The sequence below is a fragment of the Sphingobacterium sp. UBA2610 genome (genome assembly GCF_002339225.1).
In the GTDB taxonomy this organism is placed as follows: Bacteria; Bacteroidota; Bacteroidia; order Sphingobacteriales; family Sphingobacteriaceae; genus Sphingobacterium; species Sphingobacterium multivorum.
Genome location: NZ_DDKA01000031.1, coordinates 77,161 through 100,147 on the forward strand (window position 1 = coordinate 77,161; position 22,987 = coordinate 100,147).

The following is a 22,987-nucleotide window of genomic DNA, read 5'->3' on the forward strand; positions in this document are numbered from 1 at the left end:
CTGTTATTTTTTTAGATACTTTTGATTATATCCCACTCAAATTTAACCTTATAGGCAATGTATAGCCAACCCGCACAGGTTCACCACGGAGGATACCGGGTTTCCATTCTCTAAGCTTTTTTACGACCTGTATACCAGCCGCCCCTGTACCGAAACCCAAATCGTTCTTTACTTTCAAATCTTCTATTCGGCCGTGTTGATTTATAATGAACGCTATTTCTACAGTACCACTTACACCGTTCATCATGGCTTGTTTTGGATATTCATAATTTCTTGCCACAAAATACAACATTTCCTTGGTGCCTCCAGGATATTCGGGTTGCGTTTTATAGGTCGTAGAATCATATGGAATGACGACACCATTTTCTTTTGTTTTGGTGCCTGACAGTAATTTATCTGCATTATAATACTCTACAAAGGAATCACGACCGCTCTTTCCTCGCCACTCCCCTTCACGCATATTATTGACCAGCTGACCTTCTTCAGTTTCTTCCTTTTCATCTATACTAAAACGAATAATACCATTTCCATTTTCTAACTTTTTATTGTTTAAAGAGTCATAATACACCACATAGATCGGCTTCATCACCAGCACTTTTTTCTTCTTAAGTTCGCTTGGATAAAATACGACCATTTTCAACCTATTGTTGGGGTATAGATAAAATGCCGAATCGATCAATTTACTCTCATCGTTAAAGTTCTCAAGACTTTTGAGTGTGCCATTTTCATAGAATTCATATTTTTTACCTAGAAAATTGAAAGGTGCGTTCCCGCTCTTACTTATCGCATTTAACTTTAGCGAGTCATTGCGTAGATAATACTCCGCTATTCGATACACTTTATCCTTTCCCGCCGCATCGATCTGAATTGCTCTTAAAAAATAAGCCGAGTCTTGCTTCTTCGTCTCCTCCCCATTTTTCTTATGATAAGTGGTAAAAGTAACTTGTGCCGAAAGGCTCAATCCGCACAGGTTCAATAGAAAAAAACAAATAAGTTTCGTCGAAAAGTCTAAATAATACTTCATAATAATTGTTAATGCAACGGTAATAATAAGAAATATCGAGATTAATTAAAAAATTAATAGGTTAAATAATGTTTAATTTTATCGCAAGGGGATTGCAAAATACTTCTTTTATGTTATCCACATTATGTTAATAACATTGTGGATAACATAAAAAGCTACGGTCATCATCATCAACGCGCAAGATTTAGCCGTATGGGCAAGGTATAACCCACTCTTACGGGCTCACCTCTCCGAATACCCGGTTTCCATTTTTTAAGCATTTTTACAACTCGGATACCAGCTTCACCAGTATTAAATCCTAAATCACTCTTTACTTTTATATCTTCGATGTGACCATCCCTATCGACCACAAAATCTATTTCTACTAAACCATTTACCCCATTTTTGACGGCTTCTTTGGGATATTCGTAATTTTTGGCAATAAAAGTCAATAACTTATATATACCTCCAGGGTATTCCGGTTGCACAAAATAAGTTTTCGCATCATAGTTTATGAGCTCCCCATTTTCTTTGATTTTACTACCCTTTAATAATTTTCCTTTTTTATATGTTTCGACAAAAGTTTCATTATCTGCCCGTCCTTTCCACTCTCCATCACGCAAATTATTGACCATCCTCCCTTCTTCAACATCATCGTCACCGCCTTCGCGTAAACGAATTAAACCATTTCCATCCGACAAGGTTTTATTCTCTAAAGAGTCAAAATAAGCCACATAAATAGGATCTTCGGCCATCCGATCGCCTCTTTTATTTAATGAGCTTGGGTAAAACACCGTCAATTCAGGCTTACCGCTTGGGTACCAATAGTATGCAGAATCTATCAGTTCACTCTTTTCACTGAAATTTTCCAGGCTCCTTAACACTCCATTTTCGTAAAACTGTGATTTCTGACCTTGAAAGCTAAACTGAGATTTCTGACCCTGAAATCTAAATGGAAAACCAGCGTCTTTGCTGGTTCCTTTTAACTTAATCGTGTTGCTATTGATATAGTACTCTTCGACTACATAATATTTTTTGTTTTGTTCGCTTACAGGACGAATGATACGTTTAAAATAAGCGGGGTCTTTCGCTGTTATCTCTTCCCCATCTTTTTTATGAAATGTTGTGTCGATATCTTGAGCTACAGTAGTCTGCAGGCAAGAAATCATTAGTACAATGAGGCAAGCGAATTTTGACAATTGATTTAAATAATATTTCATAAAATGCGCAGTATAATAAATGTAGGAGGCAATTTACACAATTCATTTGATGGTCTTTTCAACACTGACCCATAAACAGTTTTCCACACAATGTTAATAACGATGTTGATAAGTTTTAAAGCACATTAAGATTAACCAGCATAAAAAAGCATTAAACACAAAAAAGCCACATCATCCCGACGTGGCTAAAATAAACATATGAATTTAATTAAACAGTTTCTATTTATAGGAGTTTACGGAGCTTGTAACCTTCCAGGTTCCCGATTCATTGATTAATGTCACTAGATCTGTTTTCGTGAAATCGTCAAACTTCATGGTGATACGCGCTACCATATAGTTTTCAGATTCCTCAAGTACCTCAGTACTTGTACTGCAGTTCAATTTTTCACCTTTTTGCTTTTTCAGGAAGGAAATGACTTCCGAACGGCTATTGGTACGTGCAGCTTTCCCCTGGACTTTTTGATTGAATTCGGATGCAAACAATTTTTCTACGCCCTGAGATGCACCTTCTGTCATTACTGACACGTAGCTATCGATAGCCAAATCGGCTGTGGAAAGGTTCAATGCTTTACCAGGGTCAGCTGCTGCCATTGCGAAAGTTGATAGTGTAATCAATGCTGCTGCTGCGAATGTCTTTACTAAAGTTTTCATAATTGCTATACTTTATATTGTTAGTTTTTTATCTCTTTTCTTATTGTCGCAAGGATATTGATTTTGTTGCATCATTTCCTTTAAGATTCTGATTCAAAAGTAAGACAACGCAGCATCCCATTTTATTACATTTAGATCAACAGAATAAAAAAGTCGGTAAATGGAGGTAAAGGAGCGGTAAATGATGGCCCACTCCGATAAGAGAAACAAAGTTATAGGCAGGAATTTGTCATAAATCGATATGACGTTTGTATCGAAAAAGTATAGCTATATACGTCTTGCACCTTTATTGGAGTTTGCGGATAAAGTAATCACGATGCTGCTTGATATAAAACCTACAAATATGGAATCTCGAACGGAAGATTTGTCATCCAAAAAAAAGTAAACCGACGCTGCAATTAAAAAACATACGACAAAGGCCAATATTAAAACAAGTACAGATCTGATTTTCATTTTTAAGGTCTTAATCCAGTATAGTTAAAAATACAAAAATTATATAAACCCTGAAAGTCACTCCACTTTAATTTTCTAGCTCAATGAGGTTTGACTACAAATTGCGATATTATGGATAGAGCAAAACGTTTTCCACATCGTTATTAACATCTTGTGGAAAACTTAAATATTCACAAAAACATAACTATTACCTAATTTACGTGGTATGATAATGGTTCTATCGTCCAATACCCCAAGCTAATTGTATATAGAAATGTCCCAGTCTGTCCTTCGGAACATTTGAAACGGCAGCATTCACTACTTTCCAATCATTATGTGTAATCGAAGATTTATAACCGATTCTACATTCTGGGCGAAAGCTAGTTCGTTCGGAATTGGATGTTTTCAACGTAACACTTAGATCGACAATAGCAGCATCATGTTTCATTTTTGTTTGGTTGGACTGTGTTGTCAAAAAATCTCCAAATTCCCCATTCAGATTTTTCTTTTGAATGGTAAAGGTAGTAGACTGCGTACCGACTCCCAGCTGCGGGCTAAAGATCAATCCGCCTGTACGTATCGCATTGGTAGATACATATAGCGTAAAATCGCCTGTATTCATTGTATTGTCGTTTTTACTGCTTGTCGACAAGCTAAAATTCACGCCAATAAGGGTTTGTTTGATCCTGTATGCAAGTCCAGCCCCAGCATTCCACCCAAATCCAGGCACCTTTCCGGAATCATAATCTTTCAGAATCCTATTCAGATTGCTAGCGTTATTAAATTGAACACCAGCGAAATAGATCGTCTCAAATGGCAGATGTTTAGTTTGATTGTTTTTTTGTTGCGCGAATAACGGAAATGCAAAAACAAATAAAAGGGCACTAAAAAAATACTTCATAAAATTTACACTTTGGTTTATTTCAATTAAACTAATTAAGGTAAGGCCTATATCCTTTAATTATGACAACTGAATCAACAGATTTATTACATCAGAAAAGAGATTTACAAAAACCTTCACCCAAAGCAACGAGAAACCAATTCGTATTGACGAAACTTTATTGAGGAAACATACTATTTTGCTTCGATAACATTGATGCTAGGTGCAATTTGTTTTAATTTATCAATAAACTCAGTCGGATTTTCTGGATCAACGAATATATCATCAATCACATTATAATGCAGGATCATTCCCCTTCTGTAGGGCCTTAAAACTGTGAACCTCATCGATCCAAACCAAAATACCTTATCCGTCTCTACTTTACGAATGGAGTTGACATCAACAGATTCTGTTCCGCAAATACTTTTTATAAACAGTTTGTTATCTTCAATCCAATAACGTTTATAGAAGAAAGTGAAATACCAGGTTAATGCAAATACCGCGAATAATAAAAGTGCCCCTGTGTAAAGTCCTTGCTCCAAGTCACCATATGATACCATGGCAATAAATATAATCATCCCAGTCCCCCAAATATAACTACCGAAGGGTATGTGGGTATTAAAAAATTCTTTCATAATCAATAGTTTGATAGGTCAGTTACTTTTATTCCAAACGGTAAAATTTTGCTTAACTGAAAGCGGGAACAAATTATAGACTTCACGATATTGTTCGAAATCTTCTTTCGTATTAACCTGAATATGATAGATATGGGAAATGACCTCGCTATCTATATTATCTTTCATAAAATTTATTTCTTCACGTAACAGTGCTGTTTTAATATTTGGCAACCAATCTTTTGCTAAGAGTGCGCTTAATCGCTCTGAGCCCTCGAATAATTTAAGATCATTGTAATGCATTGCTACTTGCTGAAGGCTGTCATTTAGATGTCGATTTTCGGTCCTATATTGATCCACTAAGGCTAAGTATTCATTGTAGACCTTATTGTTTTTTCCATCGGATACGACCGCCATTTTTATTGATTCGCCTCTATTCTTCGCTAACAAAAGTTCTTCTAGTTCTGCTTGTTGATAGGTACTGTCCAGTAACAGTTTATAATTATCAGACTCATTGGCATCCAGCCAAAATGTGGTTGACATATAATATTTTGGTGTACCGAGTTCAGGTTGACGGGCAAATCGTTCGATTTCTTGGGCTTTCAAAATATCTCTATCCCATGAAACAGTGAGTTGATAAATGCCCTTTGGTAATATGCCTACCTCATAATTGATATTGTTAGAACAAATTGTATCAGACATAACCTTAATTCCCGTACGCATATTGTATACATCGATATAAAAAGGATTTTTTATCGGAATATTCCCACGTAGATGAATTTGATCTGGTGTACCGCAGCCAACTAAAAGAAATAAAATAACACTAAATAACAGTTTTATTTTATTGTTCTCTAAAAGGCGTGCATTTTCTGCTGCAAATAAATATATTTCACTATTATAATAGACCATAATACAATTAAGACGGCTTCTTTCTTAAGACATAAAAGAAAAGTAATAGCACAATAGCAAGAAACGTCCGAACAATTTAATATAATACCCCACGATACCTTTTTTGGATATCGTAGGGCATATTTATTAAAAAATCAACATCTTACTTTAGTAAGCGAAAGAGAAATAATAATTTGGATCCTCTACACTTGTAAACTGTATTCCCGACCCAAAATCTTTATCTGTTATGAATGAAAGTTTAAAATCATGATTTATCATTTTCTTAAAGAATGTAGCATTCATGTAAGGCACCATAATCCCCCCATTATTAGTTGTATTCTTGATGGAAAGAAAACGTATCGTGCCTTTTTCAAGATCAATGGAGTAATTCATTAAATACCCTCCAATAAACCTTGTATTCCCCTGATAAATATAACCATCCATGGTAATGACTTTCTTTGCATCATTAAAATTGTAGAAAGAATCTCCTACGGTGAGATTATATCCACTTGTTTTCGATAACCGCACATACTCATTCCAATCCACCACATAACTTGCAGACCAAGTTTTTAAAGGTAGATAGCTCGCATAGCTGTAAACACCTGGCTGGAACATATCCGTAATTGCTGTTCCCAATTTATACTGTGGCGGTAATAAATAGTCGTTCGATTTTTTGATAGCAAACGTTTTTCCCGATAAGGCATGCAGTGTATAAACACCATTCTTTTCTGTAATCTTTGAAAATTTCTCGCCATCAAAGGTTGAATCGCTGAGCAGAGTCATATTTTTATCCAAATTGTAAAAATATGGAATCTGTACACTCTCCACTTTACCATCGATCATTGCCATTAGATTAACTTGTTTTGCTGATGTATTCAGTGTAAATTCACAGTTAGCTTTATTCAGCATGACAATGTTTATTCCATTTTCAAAATAAGCGTCTACATCATTTATACTAGCCAAAAGTTTTTTGCTTAAATAGGCCGTCTGTTCTTCCGCCGTCGCCTTGACCAATACAAGCGGTTTTATAAATTTCCGTCCTTGGAAAAACAAAGTATCACCATGTGTTTTAACATAATCGTACTCGTTGTCGCTCCCATGTCCCCTTCCCGGAAGACCTCCATAAACACTGGGGTCTGGATCCTGTAACATAGTAATGTAGTTATAGGTGTCAAATGACAAGGTAGCATACATAATCTGGCGTATCCGATAAGTAGATTCTTTTGCTTCGGAAGCAGTCGTTTTGTTTAGATCTGCAATCATCCTCAACCGATCATTTTTATCAAACTGCATATAAAAGCCATATCCACCTTTAGATATTTCCGTCGTTGTATAAGCTTTCCAGCCGTATGGAGCATCTACTAATGTCTTCTTGACGTATAACAACGTATCGGATATCCTTTCGTCGGGATTACCGAATATGGGATCCATTTCTTTTGGTTTACTACAACTGAAAGCCAATAGGACCAAAAACATTAAATAAAATATCTTTTTCATAATCTAATACTTCCTCAAATTTACTTTGCCTATGAATGTTGCATTCGGATCTTTTGTATCCTTAAAAATCAAAAATTGCAGATAATCACTTGGATTAACCGTTAAATCAACCTGTTTCCATCCACTGGAGAAACTGGTACTACCTAGATAATCGATTAACGGCTTAGTATCCTTTAATACCCAATCTATATTTCCGTTACCATAATTATTACCTGTCCCTTGGGTAGCCGACTTAGCAATTTTAAATGTATTGTCTGCATTTTTTGTGATATCAAAGTCATAGGATGCCGTGTAGGTTACATTATTATCGCCAAACCCAATGTTTAATGTTGCCTTTGTAGCGGAGACAAACTGGAATGTCATTGATTTGGTGGTCCATCCGCCAAGCTCATCCAAAATAGCCATAAATAAAGACCTTTGCTTGTTAGAAATCGTGTTCTCTAATCCCCAGGTGTTCCTTATATCCCAGTCTAAAGAACCAAAATAATCGCTACTAAGTGCGGTTGCAGCAGAATAACGAGTTGAATTATACTTTTCGGTCATGACGCGTTGAAATTCAATTTGTAACTGCGTTACATCAATATTAAAATTTTGCATCATGTAATCTCGTACAATCGATTCCTTCTGTTTAAACTTGGGATAGGCCTCTCTTCCGCTATCGTAAGCAAAATCATCATAATATAATTGACCTGCGACGATTAAATGTGATAAGACTTCCGCAAAATCTTCACCGATAGACTTTCTTGAATAAGGAGTGATAAACCCCAATGATCTAGCTTTTGCCTGATCATTCTCTTGGGCGGTCCAATTCGAGTAATAATCGCCTGCACAAACTTTTCCGAACTCAGCGGGAATAAATCTCATCTGATTAAGGATATGCGTAAATTCGTGATGGATGACTTGAAGATTTCCACTTATGGAATTTGGATTTACCGCATCGAAATTATTAATTCCATACAAGGTAATGCGTCGACCTCCATCCGCAGTTCCTCCTTTCACAGAGCCATCTACATCGTAGTCTCCTGATCCAAATAAAGCAAACTGTTTGGGTGTATATGTTTTTATAAAGGGCACTCCGCCGATTTTTTTATAGACATCCAAAAATCCATTAATTACCACATCCATTTGGGGAATGACTTTGGACTCATCTGCTGGAGCTATGTTTTTATTGATATCATGCATATTGCGTTGATACCTATATACGACTTCAATATTATAGGGGTCAGTCAGATTCTTTGTAATCCATTCGTCAATAGCTCCTGGAACAAAGGTGTCATAATTTTCAATTTTTGTATTGAGCTTTTCCTCTTTTACGCAAGAATATAAACTGATGATCAGACCGACTATTATGTATGTTTTTGTTATTGTTTTCATAAAATTACCTTGGATTTTGTTCAACACCTGACAATTTTGCTTCTTGTGGGATCTGGAAAACACGTCGCGGATCCTCAGGTTTTAATTCGATATAAGACTCGCTTTCATCATTGGCAATGACAAGATGTTTCACTGTTATCCCTTTACGAATAATATCGAACCAACGTAATCCCATCGACATAAAACCAACCTGCTTAAATTGCAGCACGGTTTGAATAAGCGCTTCCTTATCATCTTGAACCCCAAAAAACAACCGGGACTTTGCAGCCGTTACAGCATGGTTCGTCGGGTTATAATTTTCAATTCTGTTGCTTGCCATCAAATTCATATCGGCAATACCAGCTGCATTATTTCCCAATTCCAAATAAGCCTCGGCTCGATTCATCAGCGCCTCATCTGTGATTAATACCGGGACCATAAGCATAGGAAACCCTGTGTTTGCCGTTGCGTTTGTTACATACCAAAATTCCTTCCAGATATAAGTAGTATAGTGTGGAGCACCATAGGAAACCCCAAAATTATAAAACTTGGCTCCAGCAGCAGTCGTACCATTATAAATATTCTGGAACACATTGATCCCCATAGCGTAACGATTATCCCACCAGCGTTGATAACCACTGTAAGTCTCGTTGATCAAAAGGCTATAAGGCTGATCCGCTTTGGAAAAAACTGAATGTACCTCCTCAAAAGTCATTTTTTTAAAGGTGGAATTATAGGGTATCAATTTCCCCGCAAAATTTCCTCCTGCAAAAATTTTGTTGGCATTGTCAACTACTTTTTGCCATTCGCCTGTAAACAAATAGAATCGAGTCGCAAAGGCATGCGCAGCTGCGGGTGTAAAATGGTATTTAGGCACATTCCATTCAGCAGGGTTTCCATCCAATAGGGCTAAGCCCTCTTCCAAATCCTTCCGAATATTGTCATAGACAGACTTTACGGTTCCACGATCATATTGTTTGATCACCACAGTCTCTGGTTCAATCACATAAGGGATTCCAGGAGAAGTATTGTTCTCTGGTTTTTTATAATCATAGACTTTCGCAAAGAAATTGACGAGCATAAAATGTGCATATGCCCTTGCAACCAAAGCTTCACCTTTAAATGCAGCAATTTCTTTCCCAAAGTTATTAGCTTCAATTGCTGCCAAAGCATGGTTGGCTGCAGCGATCGCTTCGTAACAATTATTCCAGTAACTATTCGGACTATCCGTATCACTATTGTTGATATCTTGCCAACGATATAGAGAAGGAACCGGCTGGTATAGTCCACCCACGCCTTTGTCTTCCACATTATCCGAGTACGTTTCGGCCATAGCAAGATAATTACCAAAAGGATAGGCTGATGTGATCAGTCGTTTGACTTTATCAACCGTATTGATTTCAGCTCTCATATCCGGTTGCTGATCCAGGTATTTGTTACAACTGCTGAGTAGCAGTGCGGAAGAAATGAATAGATATTTAAGATTTGTAAGTTTCATAATTTAATCGTTTAGAATCCCAATTTTACAGACAGAGTGACTTGCTTAGGAACAGGTAAGGCTACCCCCCCATTATTATAGAACTCCGGATCTACTCCATTTAGTTTTTTATCAGCGTAAATCAACCAAAGGTTATTGCCGACTAAATTTACTTGGGCAGTCCTAAATTTAATTTTGCTGACTACGGATTTGGGAATATTATAGCCGACGGAAATTTGCGATAAACGGAGATAATCACCTTTGGCAACTCGTTCAGATGAATAATTATAAGCGTTATAGGAATAAACAGATGCCGTGCGATCCCCAGCAGCGTTCTTAATGTCAAATTCTGCTGTTAGTCCATCGAGCGTAGATGGAACTACTGTTAAATATTCATCTCCTTTATAAATAAAGCGATTGATCAGTTCCCTGGATACATTATACATATCGAGGTAAATCGGTGAATAATTAGGCTGTAAACGGACCATATTTCCCAAACCAAATTTCAGCAAAAAGGAAAAGCTAAAATTTTTGTATTCTAGGCGGTTGTAGTAACCTCCGGCAAGTGTAGGATCCACTGGCCCCTCATACTTTAAGAATTCCGTTTGATTATCTTGGAACCAAAAATAGGTTTCACCCGGAGTACCATCCGTTCCTATATAGGTTGGATAACCTCCATTGGCGGCCAACTTATCAAAATCCAACGAATATAACCCCCTATGCGGCCTGCCGATCATTGCTCCACCTTCACCTGAAATGAGATCCCAAATATTGCGGGTTACATTTAGCTTGGTGATTTTTGTTTTGTTAAAACCTAGTGTAAGCTGCGTACGCCAGGTAAAGCCATTCGGATCTTTAAATGGATATCCACCAAGCTGAATATCAACACCGTGTCCTTTCATATCAGCATAATTGGCTAATTTTTCAAATTGTCCTCCAATCCCTGACGTCCGAATTGGTCCTATTAAATCAAATATATTACGTCTATAATAGTCAAAATTTAAATCAATGCGATCGTTTAAGAAGCCTAAATCTGTACCAATATTAAGCTCGTACATTTTCTCCCAGGTCAACTCTGAATTTTCCAGACCATTGATACTGATCTTACCTTCTTTTTCTCCATCATAAGGTCGATAGGTAATCGCATTATAGAAGACAGCCGAGGAATTCGATGCATTTCCCATATTCGCAACTAAGCCATAAGTCCCCCGTAATCTAGCGCGTGACAAGATCTTATTTTCTCTATTAAAGAAGTTTTCCTGATCGATATCCCAGGCAGCGGAAACATTCCAGGTAGGTAGCCACCTAGCAACATTAGTACGCCCCATTTTATTGGATCCGTCATAACGGGTCGTAAAGTTAAATGAGTACTTATCCTTATAATTATAAGCACCGCGCAAAGCATAAGCTAGTTTACGGTCGTAGGTATAATTCATCGCAAATGGTGCATCGCCAGATTCAAGTTGTTTCTTATAATACCGATACACAGGCAGGACTAGATTACCATTACCATATTCTATTCCTGGCCCATTAAAATCGTGACTCTGTTTATCCGCATATTGAAGTTCATAGGTCCCAAACAAATTCATGGTATGATCATTCCACTTTTTGTTGAATTCCAGATTGTGCCGCATATAATAACTGATCATATTGTTATTGGCGACATTGAAGAATCCTCCGTTGGGAAGAATGACATATTTATCCGTGTTTGGAAAATCCGGATCAGCATAAAGGAAGCGATTGCCGCTATTTACCGTCTGATCTTGATTTGCACGATAAGCCTTAGAAAGATTAGCATTCTCCGTGATCATATGCTGCCTTTCGGAATTATAATAACGATACATTCCGGTCGCAGAATAGGTCAAAGAAGGTAAAATTTTATACGTTATACCCGCTTGCACCTTAATATCCATTAATTTAAGTTTGATATAATTATTATCAAGTTCATTGAAGATATTAAATGGAGCATAATCTCGCGTAAAATATTCGCGGTCACCATTTTCATCATATGGTGTAATAATACGACTGGTATTTAATGCGTAGGAATATGGATTAATATCAAAATCCCGCGAATAGCTACCATATACCGCATCAGAATTTCGATTTAAAGTACCTGGTGTACGCTGATCGCGAATATTTCCCTGAAAAATAAATTCCGTACTAAGTTTGTCATTGATTTTATAGTTATTACGAATGTTGGCCGTAAACCGCTTTGCCTGGTTACCGAGTGTATAACCTGGGTCATTCATAAAACTCGTTGAAGCATAGGTCTGCGCCTTAGCCGTTCCAGTACTCATACTTAACGAATGATCATGCACAAAACTGTTCCTGAACAACAAATCAAACCAATCTGTATTGACGTTCGCATAACGTTGCAAGAAGTTATAACGAGAGGGGGCATCATTTCTGAGTTTGAAAGAATCGGTGTTTGGGTCATATTCGTACATGAGATTGTACATTTTGGTGAATACTCCCCCCGTTCCGGCTCTCGAAACCTGGGAATGATTTAAGTACCCTTTGTTTTCCATATCAATAACCAATTGCATCTGCTCAGCAGAGTTCATGATATCGAATTGATTATAATTGGGTTTTATATAGGTTGTAAAGTTTCCGGAATAGTTGAAGTGTACTTGTCCTTCTGTATTTTTACCTCTTTTTGTATTTACAACGACCACACCATTCATCGCAGCCGCACCATACATGGCGGTAGCTGCGGCATCCTTTAACACAGTAATTGACTCAATGTCGTCTGGATTTAACCCCGCTACAGAGGATCCTAATAAGGTGTTAGCATCCCCAGTTGATAGTGCTTCATTGGAGATATTGACCGCCTCATCTAAGATCACACCATCAATTACCCAAAGTGGTTTATTATCTCCAGTTAATGAGGTTGCGCCCCGGACCCGAATTTTAGGTGCAGCACCAAAAGTACCCGACACATTTTGAACAGAGACACCAGCGGCCTGCCCTTCCAGCATGCGTGATACATCAGGCACCCCTGCGCGTTCAGCCTCCTTAGCATCAATTTTTGTAGATGCTCCAGTGAAAAACTTACGATCCAGATTCTGATACCCGGTTGCAACCACATTGACCTCCTCCAATTTCAAGTCATTTGCCGTAAGCACAACATTTATGGTCGACTTACCATCCATGGGAATTTCCCTGGTTCCAAACCCGACATACCGAACGACCAAAACGGAAGATGAAGAGGCATTAATCCTAAAGTGGCCTGAATCATCGGTTTGGGTCGAAATAGAAGTTCCCTTTACAGTTACAGTAGCGCCGCTTAGTCCCTTTCCGTTTTTATCAGTGACCGTACCTGAAACAGATTGCTGTATAGCCAATGGGACTGTCATGCTGATATTCTTTGCATTACTGTTGACCGAAATAGTATTAGCAATAATTTTATATTCAATATTATTGCTTTTCAAGACAGCATTCAATGCTTCCTCGACAGACGCATCTTTAACGTTCACTGAAATCCGGGCCTTAGTATTCAAGTTTTCACTATATAATACACGTAGATGGGACTGCTTGGAAATGGCAGACAGTGCTTCTTCAATACGTGCATTTTTCATATTCAACGTGACTTTTTGTGCCGTGCTCTTAGCGTGCACACCCGTCACAAATGCGAATAGAAGACATGTACTAATTTTCATAATACGTAATGGTTTGCAAAATCGTGGGTCTTGAGGGATCAAGGACCACCTTTTGCTAAGTGGTAAGTTATTCATACATTTACACTTTGTGGTTAATTGGGATTTAATTGTTCATTTTTAGATTTAGGACCTGATGATCGCATCTTTTTCTGAACAGGGATGCTGCAACATTCCTGTTCTCTTTTTTTAGGTCATTGCTTTTGATGTATTATTTTACCATAGGCGTGCTATTTACTGCTTTATAAATTGTTAATCCTTAACTTTTGGTAGCAATAATCAATTTATTGCCTTCAACTTCAAATTTTAGGTTACTGACATAGGATAACATCTCCAATACCTGTGACAATTTTACATCACGTTCGATACTTCCGGTATACTCTTTATCCAGCTGCACATCTCCTCGGAAGGTAACATCGAGATCATACCAGCGCGATAACTGATGTGCTATGTTCGTTATCGTTTCCTTTTTGAAATAAAATTCATTATTGTGCCAAGCAAGATCATGGGCTAGATCTGCCCGCCCTTTGACCAAATTATCCTTAAAAGAAGAAGCGAATTCACCTGGTAATAATTCGACAAACTGATTATTCTGCCGCACCTCGACCCTCCCTTCAGCTAAAGTTGTACGAATCTGATCGGAGTAGGCGTTAATATTAAAATGTGTTCCCAACACCTTGATTTCATTTCCTCTGGATTCTACAATAAATGGTTGCGCTGCATTAGGGGCAACTTCAAAATAGGCTTCTCCCTCCAAAAAAACTCTACGCTCCTTAGCTGAAAACTGCGCCGGAAATTTCAATTGAGATAACGCATTTACCCATACTTTAGTCCCATCCGCCAAAGTCATCTTATAGAAACTTGCTTTTGGAACAATCAAAGAGTTATATTGTAATGGGATCGCTTGATCTGTTTGCTTAACGATCAGTTCATTGCTGTTCCCAATCAGATTATTGTTTTTAGTCAGGGTTTTCGTAGAATCACCATTTAAAGAAACTTTGGTACCATCAGCTAGCACTAATACCGCACCACTTGTTGCAGGAGCAATATCTTGCTTTTTTGCAACTACTACACTTTTATCGCCCGAAAAGAATGAGGCAAAATCACCTTTCCATAATAGAAAACCTCCTAACAAAAATACAATAGATGCTGCAATGCTTAAGGGCCATTTCCAGAAAAATCTCCTGCTGTTAGCTTCTTTATTTTTCAACCGGCCCCATGCTTGATTTGCGTCTAATTGCCGAATAATAGCTAAATCTTCTGCTATATTTTCCGCATTTCGGAAGGATTCTAAAAGTTGTTTATTTTGTGAACTGGCCTTGAGCCATTCATCAAGTTGTACTTGTTCCTCAGCTGTCAATTGTCCAAAAAGGAATTTCTGTATTAAATCAGCGATATGTCTTGTGTTTTCTTTCATTAACTACCATAAAGAAACCTAAGACGAAGAAAAGGGTGACAAAAATTTAAATATTTTTTAACAAAAATATAATAAGGGGAATAAACTCGGGATTCAAACGCTTGAGCAACATTTTCATACCACGTTGCTTCTGTGTTTTTACGGTATTGATACTAATTTGTAGCTCGCGTGTAATTTCAAGATTGGATAACCCCTCGAGATAACCCAGCCGAAAAACTTGTTGACAGGCAAAAGGCATTTCCTCAATAATTTTATATATTTCCTGAATGACCTCACTGTGAATCATATTCAATTCAAGCGCCGTATTATCTTCTTCGGTAAAACCTACGACATTCCAATACTTTTGCCGCACTTTTTCATGACGGATATGATTATAACAGCCAAAACGGACAGAACTGTATAAGTAATTCTTAATAGCAATATCATTATCGCTGACTTGATCGGTATTTTTGAAATACGCAATAAAAGAGTCTTGTACCAGATCCTCCGCAACAGAAAGGTCACCAACAATCTTCCATGCAAAATGGCAAAGTCCATTATAGTGCGTCTTAAACAATACTTCTTCTTTCTGCATAGTTAGGTCGCTTCCACACTCAGCTTATATTATTGTATAGATGAGGTTATTTAGGATAAAAAACACATCCGAATACGAATGTTTAATAATTGTATCGTAAAAATGCTCTTTTTTTTTGTTAATCACAAATAATAATTTTAAACCAGCATGTATCGCTCTCTAAATTGCTAAACCAGTTTAGTTTTTTTTCAGACAGACAAAACAAAATCCCCTCTTTCATCCTTTATATAGCGGGAAAATGATCAAAAACTAGCATTTTTTCGCTTTTTTTTATTATATTGTAAACTTTCAAAAAACCTTCATCGCCATATAAGCATTGGCAACGATGAAATAGTGAAGGTTAAAAATTAAAACAAAGACTAAATGCTATTTACTGTTCTGTCAGGATTAATAACATCGAGCCTTATTGTTCCATTTGGTCGGTTCCTAAAAACCAGATGGGGTATTATTCTCGCATTCTTACCGGTACTTCTATTTCTATACTTTGCGCAATATATCGTACCTATTGGTCAAAGCTCCTATTTCGTGCAATCAACACCCTGGGTGCCCTCCTTAGGCATCAATCTGGATTTTAAATTAGATGGACTATCCCTACTTTTCGCCTTATTGATCACTGGGATTGGAGCTTGTATCTTTTTCTACGCGAATGCCTATCTCAAAGGTCATCGGTATATCGACCGGTTCTTTGGCTACCTCTGCCTTTTTATGTCGGCTATGCTGGGGCTAGTCCTGTCGGACAATATGCTGTTGCTCTTCATCTTTTGGGAACTAACCTCGATCAGCTCATTTTTTCTCATTGGATTTAACAATGACAAAAATGATTCGCGCAAAAGCGCATTAACTGCATTTTCCATTACTGGTCTGGGTGGTTTTTTTCTACTGGCAGGTTTTATTTTGCTGGGTAATATTGCGGGTACTTACCATATTACAGCACTCATCGACAAAGTATCCCTCATTCAGCAACATCCACTATTTCCCCTGGTCTTTGCCCTCATAACACTTGGAGCAATTACGAAATCAGCACAATTCCCTTTCCATTTTTGGTTACCCGGTGCCATGAAGGCGCCAACGCCAGTGTCGGCCTACTTACACTCGGCAACGATGGTTAAGGCAGGAATCTATCTTTTGGCCCGTTTTTCACCAATTCTTGGGGGCAACCCGATCTGGACGTATTCCCTCATGGCTATTGGTGGTTTCACGATGCTTTATGCTGCATTCCATTCGCTTTTTAGAACAGACCTCAAGGGAGTACTCGCCTATTCGACCATATCCGCCCTCGGTATTTTAGTATTCTTGTTGGGATTAGGCACCAAGGATGCCGTTATCGCAGCAAGTGTCTTTATACTCGTACATGCCTTGTATAAAGCTGCCTTATTCTTGATTACGGGGATTATAGACCATGAAACGGGAACGCGGGATCTTACCATCTTACGGGGGCTACGTAAGGTATTAATGCCTGTCGCTATAGCAGGTTTCCTAGCGGCACTTTCCAGTGCCGGTATTCCACTTACATTTGGGTTTATTGGAAAGGATCTGATTTATGAGGCAACGCTACACGCCACCCCCGATTTATTTCTCTATTTGACCGTCGCTGCAGTAGTAACAAATATACTCTTGGTCTCTGCTGGATTTATGGCCGGCATCAAACCTTTTATGGGTAAGTTGCCCGAGCAATTTCATGAAATCCACCTACCCTATAAGGCCATGTGGATCCCGCCTTTACTTTTAGCCGTCCTCGGTGTTGCTTTTGGCTGTATCCCTGGACTTATCGGCGACTGGATTGCAGGGCCAACCGCGGTAAGCATACTTGTAAAACCGGAAACTTTTCAACTGAAAATCTGGCATGGCTTTAATTTAGTCCTGCTATTAAGCGCTATTACAATTGCCGCGGGTACCTTACTTTATTTCGCAAACAGACCCAGTGCTAAAAAATTGGCTTGGATTGCAAATTTCAATAAGATTTCGCCTGAATATATCATTCGATTATGTGCTCAGGAAATTGTTTTATTCTCTACTTTTTTCACCAGCAAAATGCACAACGGCTATTTGCGTTCGTATCTGTTGAAAATTATCTTATTTGCCGAATTACTCATCGCCTACCAACTATACCTGGGTGGGCCACTCCATATTAAATGGGAAACCTTATCTCCGGTGAGTTTCTACGAAGTCACCACAGTCTGCATTTTGATCGGCGCCATTGTACTCACCATCCGCACCTCATCCCGTTTAACAGCCGTAGTAGCCACCAGTGTTGTAGGTTATGCTATATGTCTTATTTTCGTGTTTTACAGTGCTCCAGATCTAGCGATGACACAGTTTACCATCGATACCCTTACTGTGGTACTCTTCGTATTGGTACTCTTTAAACTACCTTCTTTCCTGAACCTGGCCAACCGGCGCACCATCATTCGTGACGCCATTGTCGCTATCGTTTTTGGAATTTTGCTTTCCATGGTCGCACTTCGAGTTCTGCACGAACCAACAACCACAAATATCAGTGATTTCTATGGCGATTACGCCTATGTGCTTGCTAAAGGAAAAAATGTCGTCAATGTAATACTTGTCGATTTCAGAGGTTTTGACACCATGTTTGAAATTGTGGTATTGAGTATCGCTGCACTGGGGGTATATAGTTTATTAAAATTACGTTTAAAGTCCTCTGACAAAGAATAATGATAGATAAAGGTGATGCACAAATGAGCGGACAACTCATTGCTAAATAATAACAAATGAACAGTACAATATTACAGACCGCTACGCGGTATTTATTACCAATACTTTTACTTTTCTCGGTGTTCCTTCTACTCCGGGGGCATTATTACCCAGGCGGAGGTTTCGTGGGCGGCCTGGTTGCTTCGATTGCTTTTGTCCTGCATAGTTTTGCCTTTGGCCCTCAAAATACCATGAAATTGATTCAATACAAACCCCTGTCACTCATCCCCATCGGACTGGGAATTTCGGCCATCAGTATGTTCCTACCTGCATTTTTTGGTTATCCCGTCATGACCGGGCTTTGGCTGGAAGAGAAAATTCCCGTCATCGGGATGATAGGAACCGCCTTATTTTTTGACCTTGGTGTGTACTTTGTTGTCATTGGCGTTGTCCTGACGATTTTATTTACAATTGCTTTAACGACAGAAGAAGAATAATAATGGAACTGATACTCGTACTCTTGATCGGCATCCTTTATGCTGCCGGAATATACCTCATCCTGCGTCGAAGCATGGTGAAATTGTTGCTGGGTATTATGTTACTGGGCAATGGTACCAATATATTGATCTTCTTATTGGGAAACATTATTAAGGGTAAACCACCCATCATAGGACCCGATTTGAAGGTATTCACCGATATTTATGCGGACCCGATTCCGCAAGCCCTTATTTTAACGGCCATCGTGATCAGCTTTGGCCTGACCTCCTTTGCCATCGTTTTACTCAAGCGTGTATATGCATTGCTGGGTACCGATGATCTGGATGATTTGAACACGCCTGAGGAAGAAGATATATGATAGACAACCACATTATTGCCACGATTATCGTGCATTTATTTATCGCTATTGTCCAACTGATGTTGTGGCGCAAATCCACTGCACAACGTTTTCTGAGCGTTGGTGGAAGTTTGCTCGCACTTATTCTTGCCTTTAAACTATTCTTCAAGGTTTATGACGGTGGTATTTTGACCATGAATGCGGCCAATTGGAAAGCTCCTTTTGGGATTGTCTTTGTTGCCGACCTATTCAGCAGTACCCTTGTTCTCCTGACTTCAATCGCAGGGCTGGCGGTCTCCATCTTTTCCTGTGTCGGTGTGGGACGCCAGCGCATCCTCTACGGCTATTTCCCGATCTTTCACTTTTTGATGATGGGACTTAACGGCGCCTTTCTGACAGGTGACATCTTCAACCTGTACGTATGGTTTGAAGTCATTATTATTTCCTCTTTTGTACTGATGACCTTAGGGGGTAGAAAATCCCAATTGGAGGGAGCTGTAAAATATATGGCCATGAATATCCTGGCCTCCACATTTTTCCTAACCGGAATAGGCATACTTTATGGCATTTCAGGTTCCTTAAACATGGCCGACTTAGCCCTGCGTATCCCCAAAATACAAAATCAGGCATTAGTAGAAATTACAGCAACATTTTTCCTGATCGGTTTTGGCATTAAATCCGCCGTTTTCCCACTCTATTTCTGGTTACCCTCTTCTTACCATACGCCGCCTTCGGCCGTAGCAGCGACATTTGGGGGCTTATTGACCAAAGTTGGGATTTACGCCTTGTTCAGAGTCTTTTCCCTATTATTTATTCCCAATCATTTTACCAAAGAACTCCTTATCGTACTGGCTATATTGACTATTCTGACGGGCGCTTTTGGTGCATTGATCAAATCCAATATCCGGAGGTTATTTTCCTATTTGATCGTTTGCCATATTGGTTTTATGATTGGCGGATTAGGCTTGTATAGCAAATGGGCTTTATTGGGCGCCGTTTTCTATCTGATCCATGATATCATGGTCAAAACGAATTTATTCCTCATCGCCGGTGTTATACGACAACTCCGTGGTACCATGGATATGAATAAACTGGGCGGACTTTATGCGCAATACCCAAAGATCTCATTGCTTTTTGCCATTGTTCTTTTTTCACTGGTGGGCATCCCACCGCTCTCGGGCTTTTGGCCTAAAATCTATCTATTCAAAGATGCCTTTCACCTAGAGAAGTATGCTTTCGCGGGAGCTCTGATCATTGGCAGTTTTATCACCTTGTTTGTCATCGCCAAAATGTGGGCACAGGTATTCTGGAAAGATGCCCCCGATCCGGAAATCATTGAGGATAAATTTGCGGGCATGATCGGCTATAAAAGAACAATGCTCATACTTCCTGTCGTTATTTTGGCATCAGCGTCCCTGTATATCGGACTCAACGCCGAATCAATTATCCATGTCGCAGATCAGATCGCTACACAATTATTGGACACATCACCTTACATAAACGCTGTATTAGGAGGGCAGAAATGATATGATTAAACAGTTTTTAATGAACCTCATGTTATCCTTTATCTGGGTCGCACTGACGGGATCGATGTACTATACCAACTTCCTATTCGGCTTTATGTTGGGATTTGGTATCCTCTGGTTGATGAACAGAAATGAGGTGGATCAACGCTACTTTTATCGGGTACCCAAAACATTGAGTTTTATTCTTTTTTTCCTGTGGGAAATGATTGTCGCCAATGTGCAGGTTGCCTACGACGTGATAACACCCAAGTTTTTTATCAAACCGGCGATTGTTAAATACCCCATGGATGCAAAAACCGATTTGGAAATAAACCTGCTTTCAACCTTTATTTCGTTGACACCCGGCACACTTATCCTCGACGTAAGTGAAGATAAAAAAACGCTCTTTATTCACGTCATGTACATGAAAAGCAAAGAACAGTTTGTTTCTACCCTTAAAAATAATGTTGAACGAAGACTTTTAGAACTCTTAAGATGACTTTAAATAGCTACTTTGATTATGTGATCCTTCCGATCCTGACTATTTCAGTCATACTGGCTTTTATTCGTCTGTATAAAGGCCCTCAGATATTTGATCGTGTGATTGCCCTCGATCTCATTATCACCATCGGGATCGGCATTATTACCGTGTATAGTATACGAACGTCGCAGGAAGTGTTTTTAGACATTGCCATGATCTTGGCACTGATCGCATTTCTTGGCACGATCGCGTTTTCATTTTATTTAGAAAAACAAAGCAAAGATGATTGATATTACTTTAGCCATACTCAGTACCATCGGGGCATTGGCCATACTATTTGCGTCTATTGGCATCTTGCGGATGCCCGATTTTTATTTACGCCTTTCGGTTACGGTAAAGGCAGCAACGCTGGGTGTGGGACTTTTACTCATCTGTGCGGCCATGACCTTCCCGGATGTATCCGTAACAACCAAGGCTATAGCCATTGGATTTTTTCTGATCCTAACGGCTCCGGTTGCCGCACACATGATTGGCAGAGCAGCTTATATACAGCGTGTGAAAACATGGAAGGGTACCACCTTAAATGATCTCGAAAAGGAAGGTAAATTAGATTGTCGAAAGGAAGATTTTTAAGAAAAGCCTATACAGTTATTCCTAAAAATCTTCTTCTTATTAGAACGTCCTTTCTGGATTAAAATATAATACAAACAGGAGCTGGTACAGCGATTTCTTTTCCAGTATCTGTCAACAAACCCGTTTTGGCATCCCGGCTAAACAAAACAATGTTATTGGTATATTGATTTGCGACCAAAAGATATTTCCCGTCCGGAGAAAGGTTGAAATTGCGTGGTCCTTTGCCTTTCACTGAAAGATTAGAAATTTTCTTCAATTCGCCGTCCTTCTCTACCGAAAAAGTAGCTATTGTATTGGCATCGCCGCGGTTGGTCGCATACAGAAATTTTCCATCAGCGGAGATCTTAATATCAGCTCCACCGTTACTTCCTTTAAAACCTTCGGGGTTGATATCAAAAGTACTTTGATACATCCATGCATCTCCATCTTTCTTATACGATGCAATTTGACCGGTCATTTCCAGGACGACATATAGGAATTTCTCTTTCTTATCAAACACGATATGACGTGGTCCTCCTCCAGCTGGAGTAAAGACATCTTCCGATTCATCAGCAAGACTATAGACATTTCCCTCTTTATTCACCGGATAAATAGAAATCTCATCCAAACCAAGATCTTGGACGTACAACTTATCCCCTTTATTGGAGAAAAAAGTAGAATGTACATGTGGCTTTTCTTGGCGTACGGGATCCACCCCCTTACCCTCGTGTTGTATTAAACGCGCTCTTTTGCTTAACACACCATTACTTTCTAAATCAAACAAAGCTGCAGAGCCGCCTGTATAATTTGCCACAGCGAGCAAGCTACCCTTCGGATGTACTTCAACAAAACAAGGCGACTCCCCTCCAGATGGAAGTGAGTTTAGAAAAGTTAAATGACCGTCCTTAAAAGAATAGGCAGAAACAGTCCCCTCTTGATTTGGAACCTCATTAACGGCATAAATAAAGTTATTATTTCGCGCCAAAAAGGATGGATCTTTACTTTCTTGTGTGCTCGACAAGGTTGTTTCACCAGTTTTAACATCAAAATTATAAATATAGATGCCCTTGCTCGCGGTTTTACTCGTATATGTTCCCACAAACATGGGAATCTGTTGCGCAAAACTAGCCAGAGGTAAAATTGTCATCAAATAAACAAATGCTTTTTTCATTGAAATTATTTTATAAATGTAGCTACTCATTTGTTGAATGAGCCGTTACATCAAGTTTGTTTCTAAATT

At 38.8% G+C, this 22,987-nt stretch carries 20 protein-coding genes; 7 read left to right on the forward strand and 13 right to left on the reverse strand.

Annotated elements, in window-relative coordinates; all coding sequences use genetic code 11:
• Positions 1–25: 25 nt before the first annotated feature.
• From B4Z47_RS20890 to B4Z47_RS20945, 12 genes are all read right to left on the reverse strand, one after another.
• Complete coding sequence (locus B4Z47_RS20890) at positions 26–1,024, reverse strand: energy transducer TonB (protein ID WP_115046569.1); 999 nt, start codon at positions 1,022–1,024, stop codon at positions 26–28.
• A 170-nt stretch (positions 1,025–1,194) separates the two neighbouring features.
• Positions 1,195–2,223, reverse strand: coding sequence for an energy transducer TonB (locus B4Z47_RS20895; protein ID WP_115046568.1), 1,029 nt, complete (start codon positions 2,221–2,223; stop codon positions 1,195–1,197).
• Between the two features lie 219 nt (positions 2,224–2,442).
• Positions 2,443–2,874 carry a nuclear transport factor 2 family protein gene (locus B4Z47_RS20900; protein WP_115046567.1) on the reverse strand — a complete coding sequence of 144 codons (432 nt, stop codon included), beginning with the start codon at positions 2,872–2,874 and terminating at the stop codon, positions 2,443–2,445.
• 670 nt (positions 2,875–3,544) lie between these two features.
• Positions 3,545–4,207, reverse strand: a complete 663-nt coding sequence (locus tag B4Z47_RS20905) for a hypothetical protein (RefSeq protein WP_115046566.1) — start codon at positions 4,205–4,207, stop codon at positions 3,545–3,547.
• Between the two features lie 173 nt (positions 4,208–4,380).
• On the reverse strand, positions 4,381–4,821 hold the full coding sequence (locus B4Z47_RS20910; RefSeq protein ID WP_115046565.1) for a PH domain-containing protein: 441 nt from the start codon (positions 4,819–4,821) through the stop codon (positions 4,381–4,383).
• An 18-nt stretch (positions 4,822–4,839) separates the two neighbouring features.
• On the reverse strand, positions 4,840–5,709 hold the full coding sequence (locus B4Z47_RS20915) for a hypothetical protein (protein WP_115046564.1): 870 nt from the start codon (positions 5,707–5,709) through the stop codon (positions 4,840–4,842).
• 147 nt (positions 5,710–5,856) lie between these two features.
• Positions 5,857–7,185 carry a DUF4302 domain-containing protein gene (locus tag B4Z47_RS20920; protein ID WP_115046563.1) on the reverse strand — a complete coding sequence of 443 codons (1,329 nt, stop codon included), beginning with the start codon at positions 7,183–7,185 and terminating at the stop codon, positions 5,857–5,859.
• A gap of 3 nt (positions 7,186–7,188) precedes the next feature.
• Entirely contained in the window at positions 7,189–8,559 is a 1,371-nt protein-coding gene (locus B4Z47_RS20925) for a substrate import-associated zinc metallohydrolase lipoprotein (protein WP_147281986.1), read from the reverse strand.
• Positions 8,560–8,563: 4 nt separating this feature from the next.
• Positions 8,564–10,036 carry a RagB/SusD family nutrient uptake outer membrane protein gene (locus B4Z47_RS20930; RefSeq protein ID WP_115046561.1) on the reverse strand — a complete coding sequence of 491 codons (1,473 nt, stop codon included), beginning with the start codon at positions 10,034–10,036 and terminating at the stop codon, positions 8,564–8,566.
• 11 nt (positions 10,037–10,047) lie between these two features.
• Complete coding sequence (locus B4Z47_RS20935; protein WP_167450445.1) at positions 10,048–13,674, reverse strand: SusC/RagA family TonB-linked outer membrane protein; 3,627 nt, start codon at positions 13,672–13,674, stop codon at positions 10,048–10,050.
• Between the two features lie 256 nt (positions 13,675–13,930).
• Positions 13,931–15,088: a FecR family protein gene (locus tag B4Z47_RS20940; RefSeq protein WP_115046559.1), complete on the reverse strand. Its 1,158-nt coding sequence runs from the start codon at positions 15,086–15,088 to the stop codon at positions 13,931–13,933.
• A 46-nt stretch (positions 15,089–15,134) separates the two neighbouring features.
• Positions 15,135–15,662, reverse strand: a complete 528-nt coding sequence (locus B4Z47_RS20945) for an RNA polymerase sigma-70 factor (protein ID WP_115046558.1) — start codon at positions 15,660–15,662, stop codon at positions 15,135–15,137.
• Between the two features lie 363 nt (positions 15,663–16,025).
• On the opposite strand from B4Z47_RS20945, the gene B4Z47_RS20950 reads away from it, so the two are divergent.
• From B4Z47_RS20950 to mnhG, 7 genes are read left to right on the forward strand one after another with little or no spacing between them, the layout of a single operon-like run.
• Positions 16,026–18,335 carry a putative monovalent cation/H+ antiporter subunit A gene (locus B4Z47_RS20950; RefSeq protein WP_115046557.1) on the forward strand — a complete coding sequence of 770 codons (2,310 nt, stop codon included), beginning with the start codon at positions 16,026–16,028 and terminating at the stop codon, positions 18,333–18,335.
• A 56-nt stretch (positions 18,336–18,391) separates the two neighbouring features.
• Positions 18,392–18,811, forward strand: a complete 420-nt coding sequence (locus B4Z47_RS20955) for a Na+/H+ antiporter subunit B (protein ID WP_075994294.1) — start codon at positions 18,392–18,394, stop codon at positions 18,809–18,811.
• A 2-nt stretch (positions 18,812–18,813) separates the two neighbouring features.
• Positions 18,814–19,170, forward strand: coding sequence for a Na+/H+ antiporter subunit C (locus B4Z47_RS20960; protein ID WP_046671609.1), 357 nt, complete (start codon positions 18,814–18,816; stop codon positions 19,168–19,170).
• A complete protein-coding gene (locus B4Z47_RS20965) occupies positions 19,167–20,675 on the forward strand; it encodes a proton-conducting transporter membrane subunit (RefSeq protein WP_112374930.1) in 1,509 nt (502 codons plus the stop codon). The genes B4Z47_RS20960 and B4Z47_RS20965 overlap by 4 nt, the downstream gene beginning before the upstream one ends.
• 19 nt (positions 20,676–20,694) lie before the next feature.
• Positions 20,695–21,153: a Na+/H+ antiporter subunit E gene (locus B4Z47_RS20970; RefSeq protein WP_227550155.1), complete on the forward strand. Its 459-nt coding sequence runs from the start codon at positions 20,695–20,697 to the stop codon at positions 21,151–21,153.
• Positions 21,150–21,425, forward strand: a complete 276-nt coding sequence (locus B4Z47_RS20975; protein WP_046671612.1) for a monovalent cation/H+ antiporter complex subunit F — start codon at positions 21,150–21,152, stop codon at positions 21,423–21,425. The genes B4Z47_RS20970 and B4Z47_RS20975 overlap by 4 nt, the downstream gene beginning before the upstream one ends.
• On the forward strand, positions 21,418–21,768 hold the full coding sequence (gene mnhG, locus B4Z47_RS20980) for a monovalent cation/H(+) antiporter subunit G (protein WP_046671613.1): 351 nt from the start codon (positions 21,418–21,420) through the stop codon (positions 21,766–21,768). Before B4Z47_RS20975 ends, mnhG begins: the two co-directional genes overlap by 8 nt.
• A gap of 58 nt (positions 21,769–21,826) precedes the next feature.
• Here mnhG and B4Z47_RS20985 read toward each other — a convergent pair whose 3' ends face one another.
• Positions 21,827–22,918, reverse strand: a complete 1,092-nt coding sequence (locus tag B4Z47_RS20985) for a lactonase family protein (RefSeq protein ID WP_159333435.1) — start codon at positions 22,916–22,918, stop codon at positions 21,827–21,829.
• Positions 22,919–22,987: the final 69 nt, after the last annotated feature.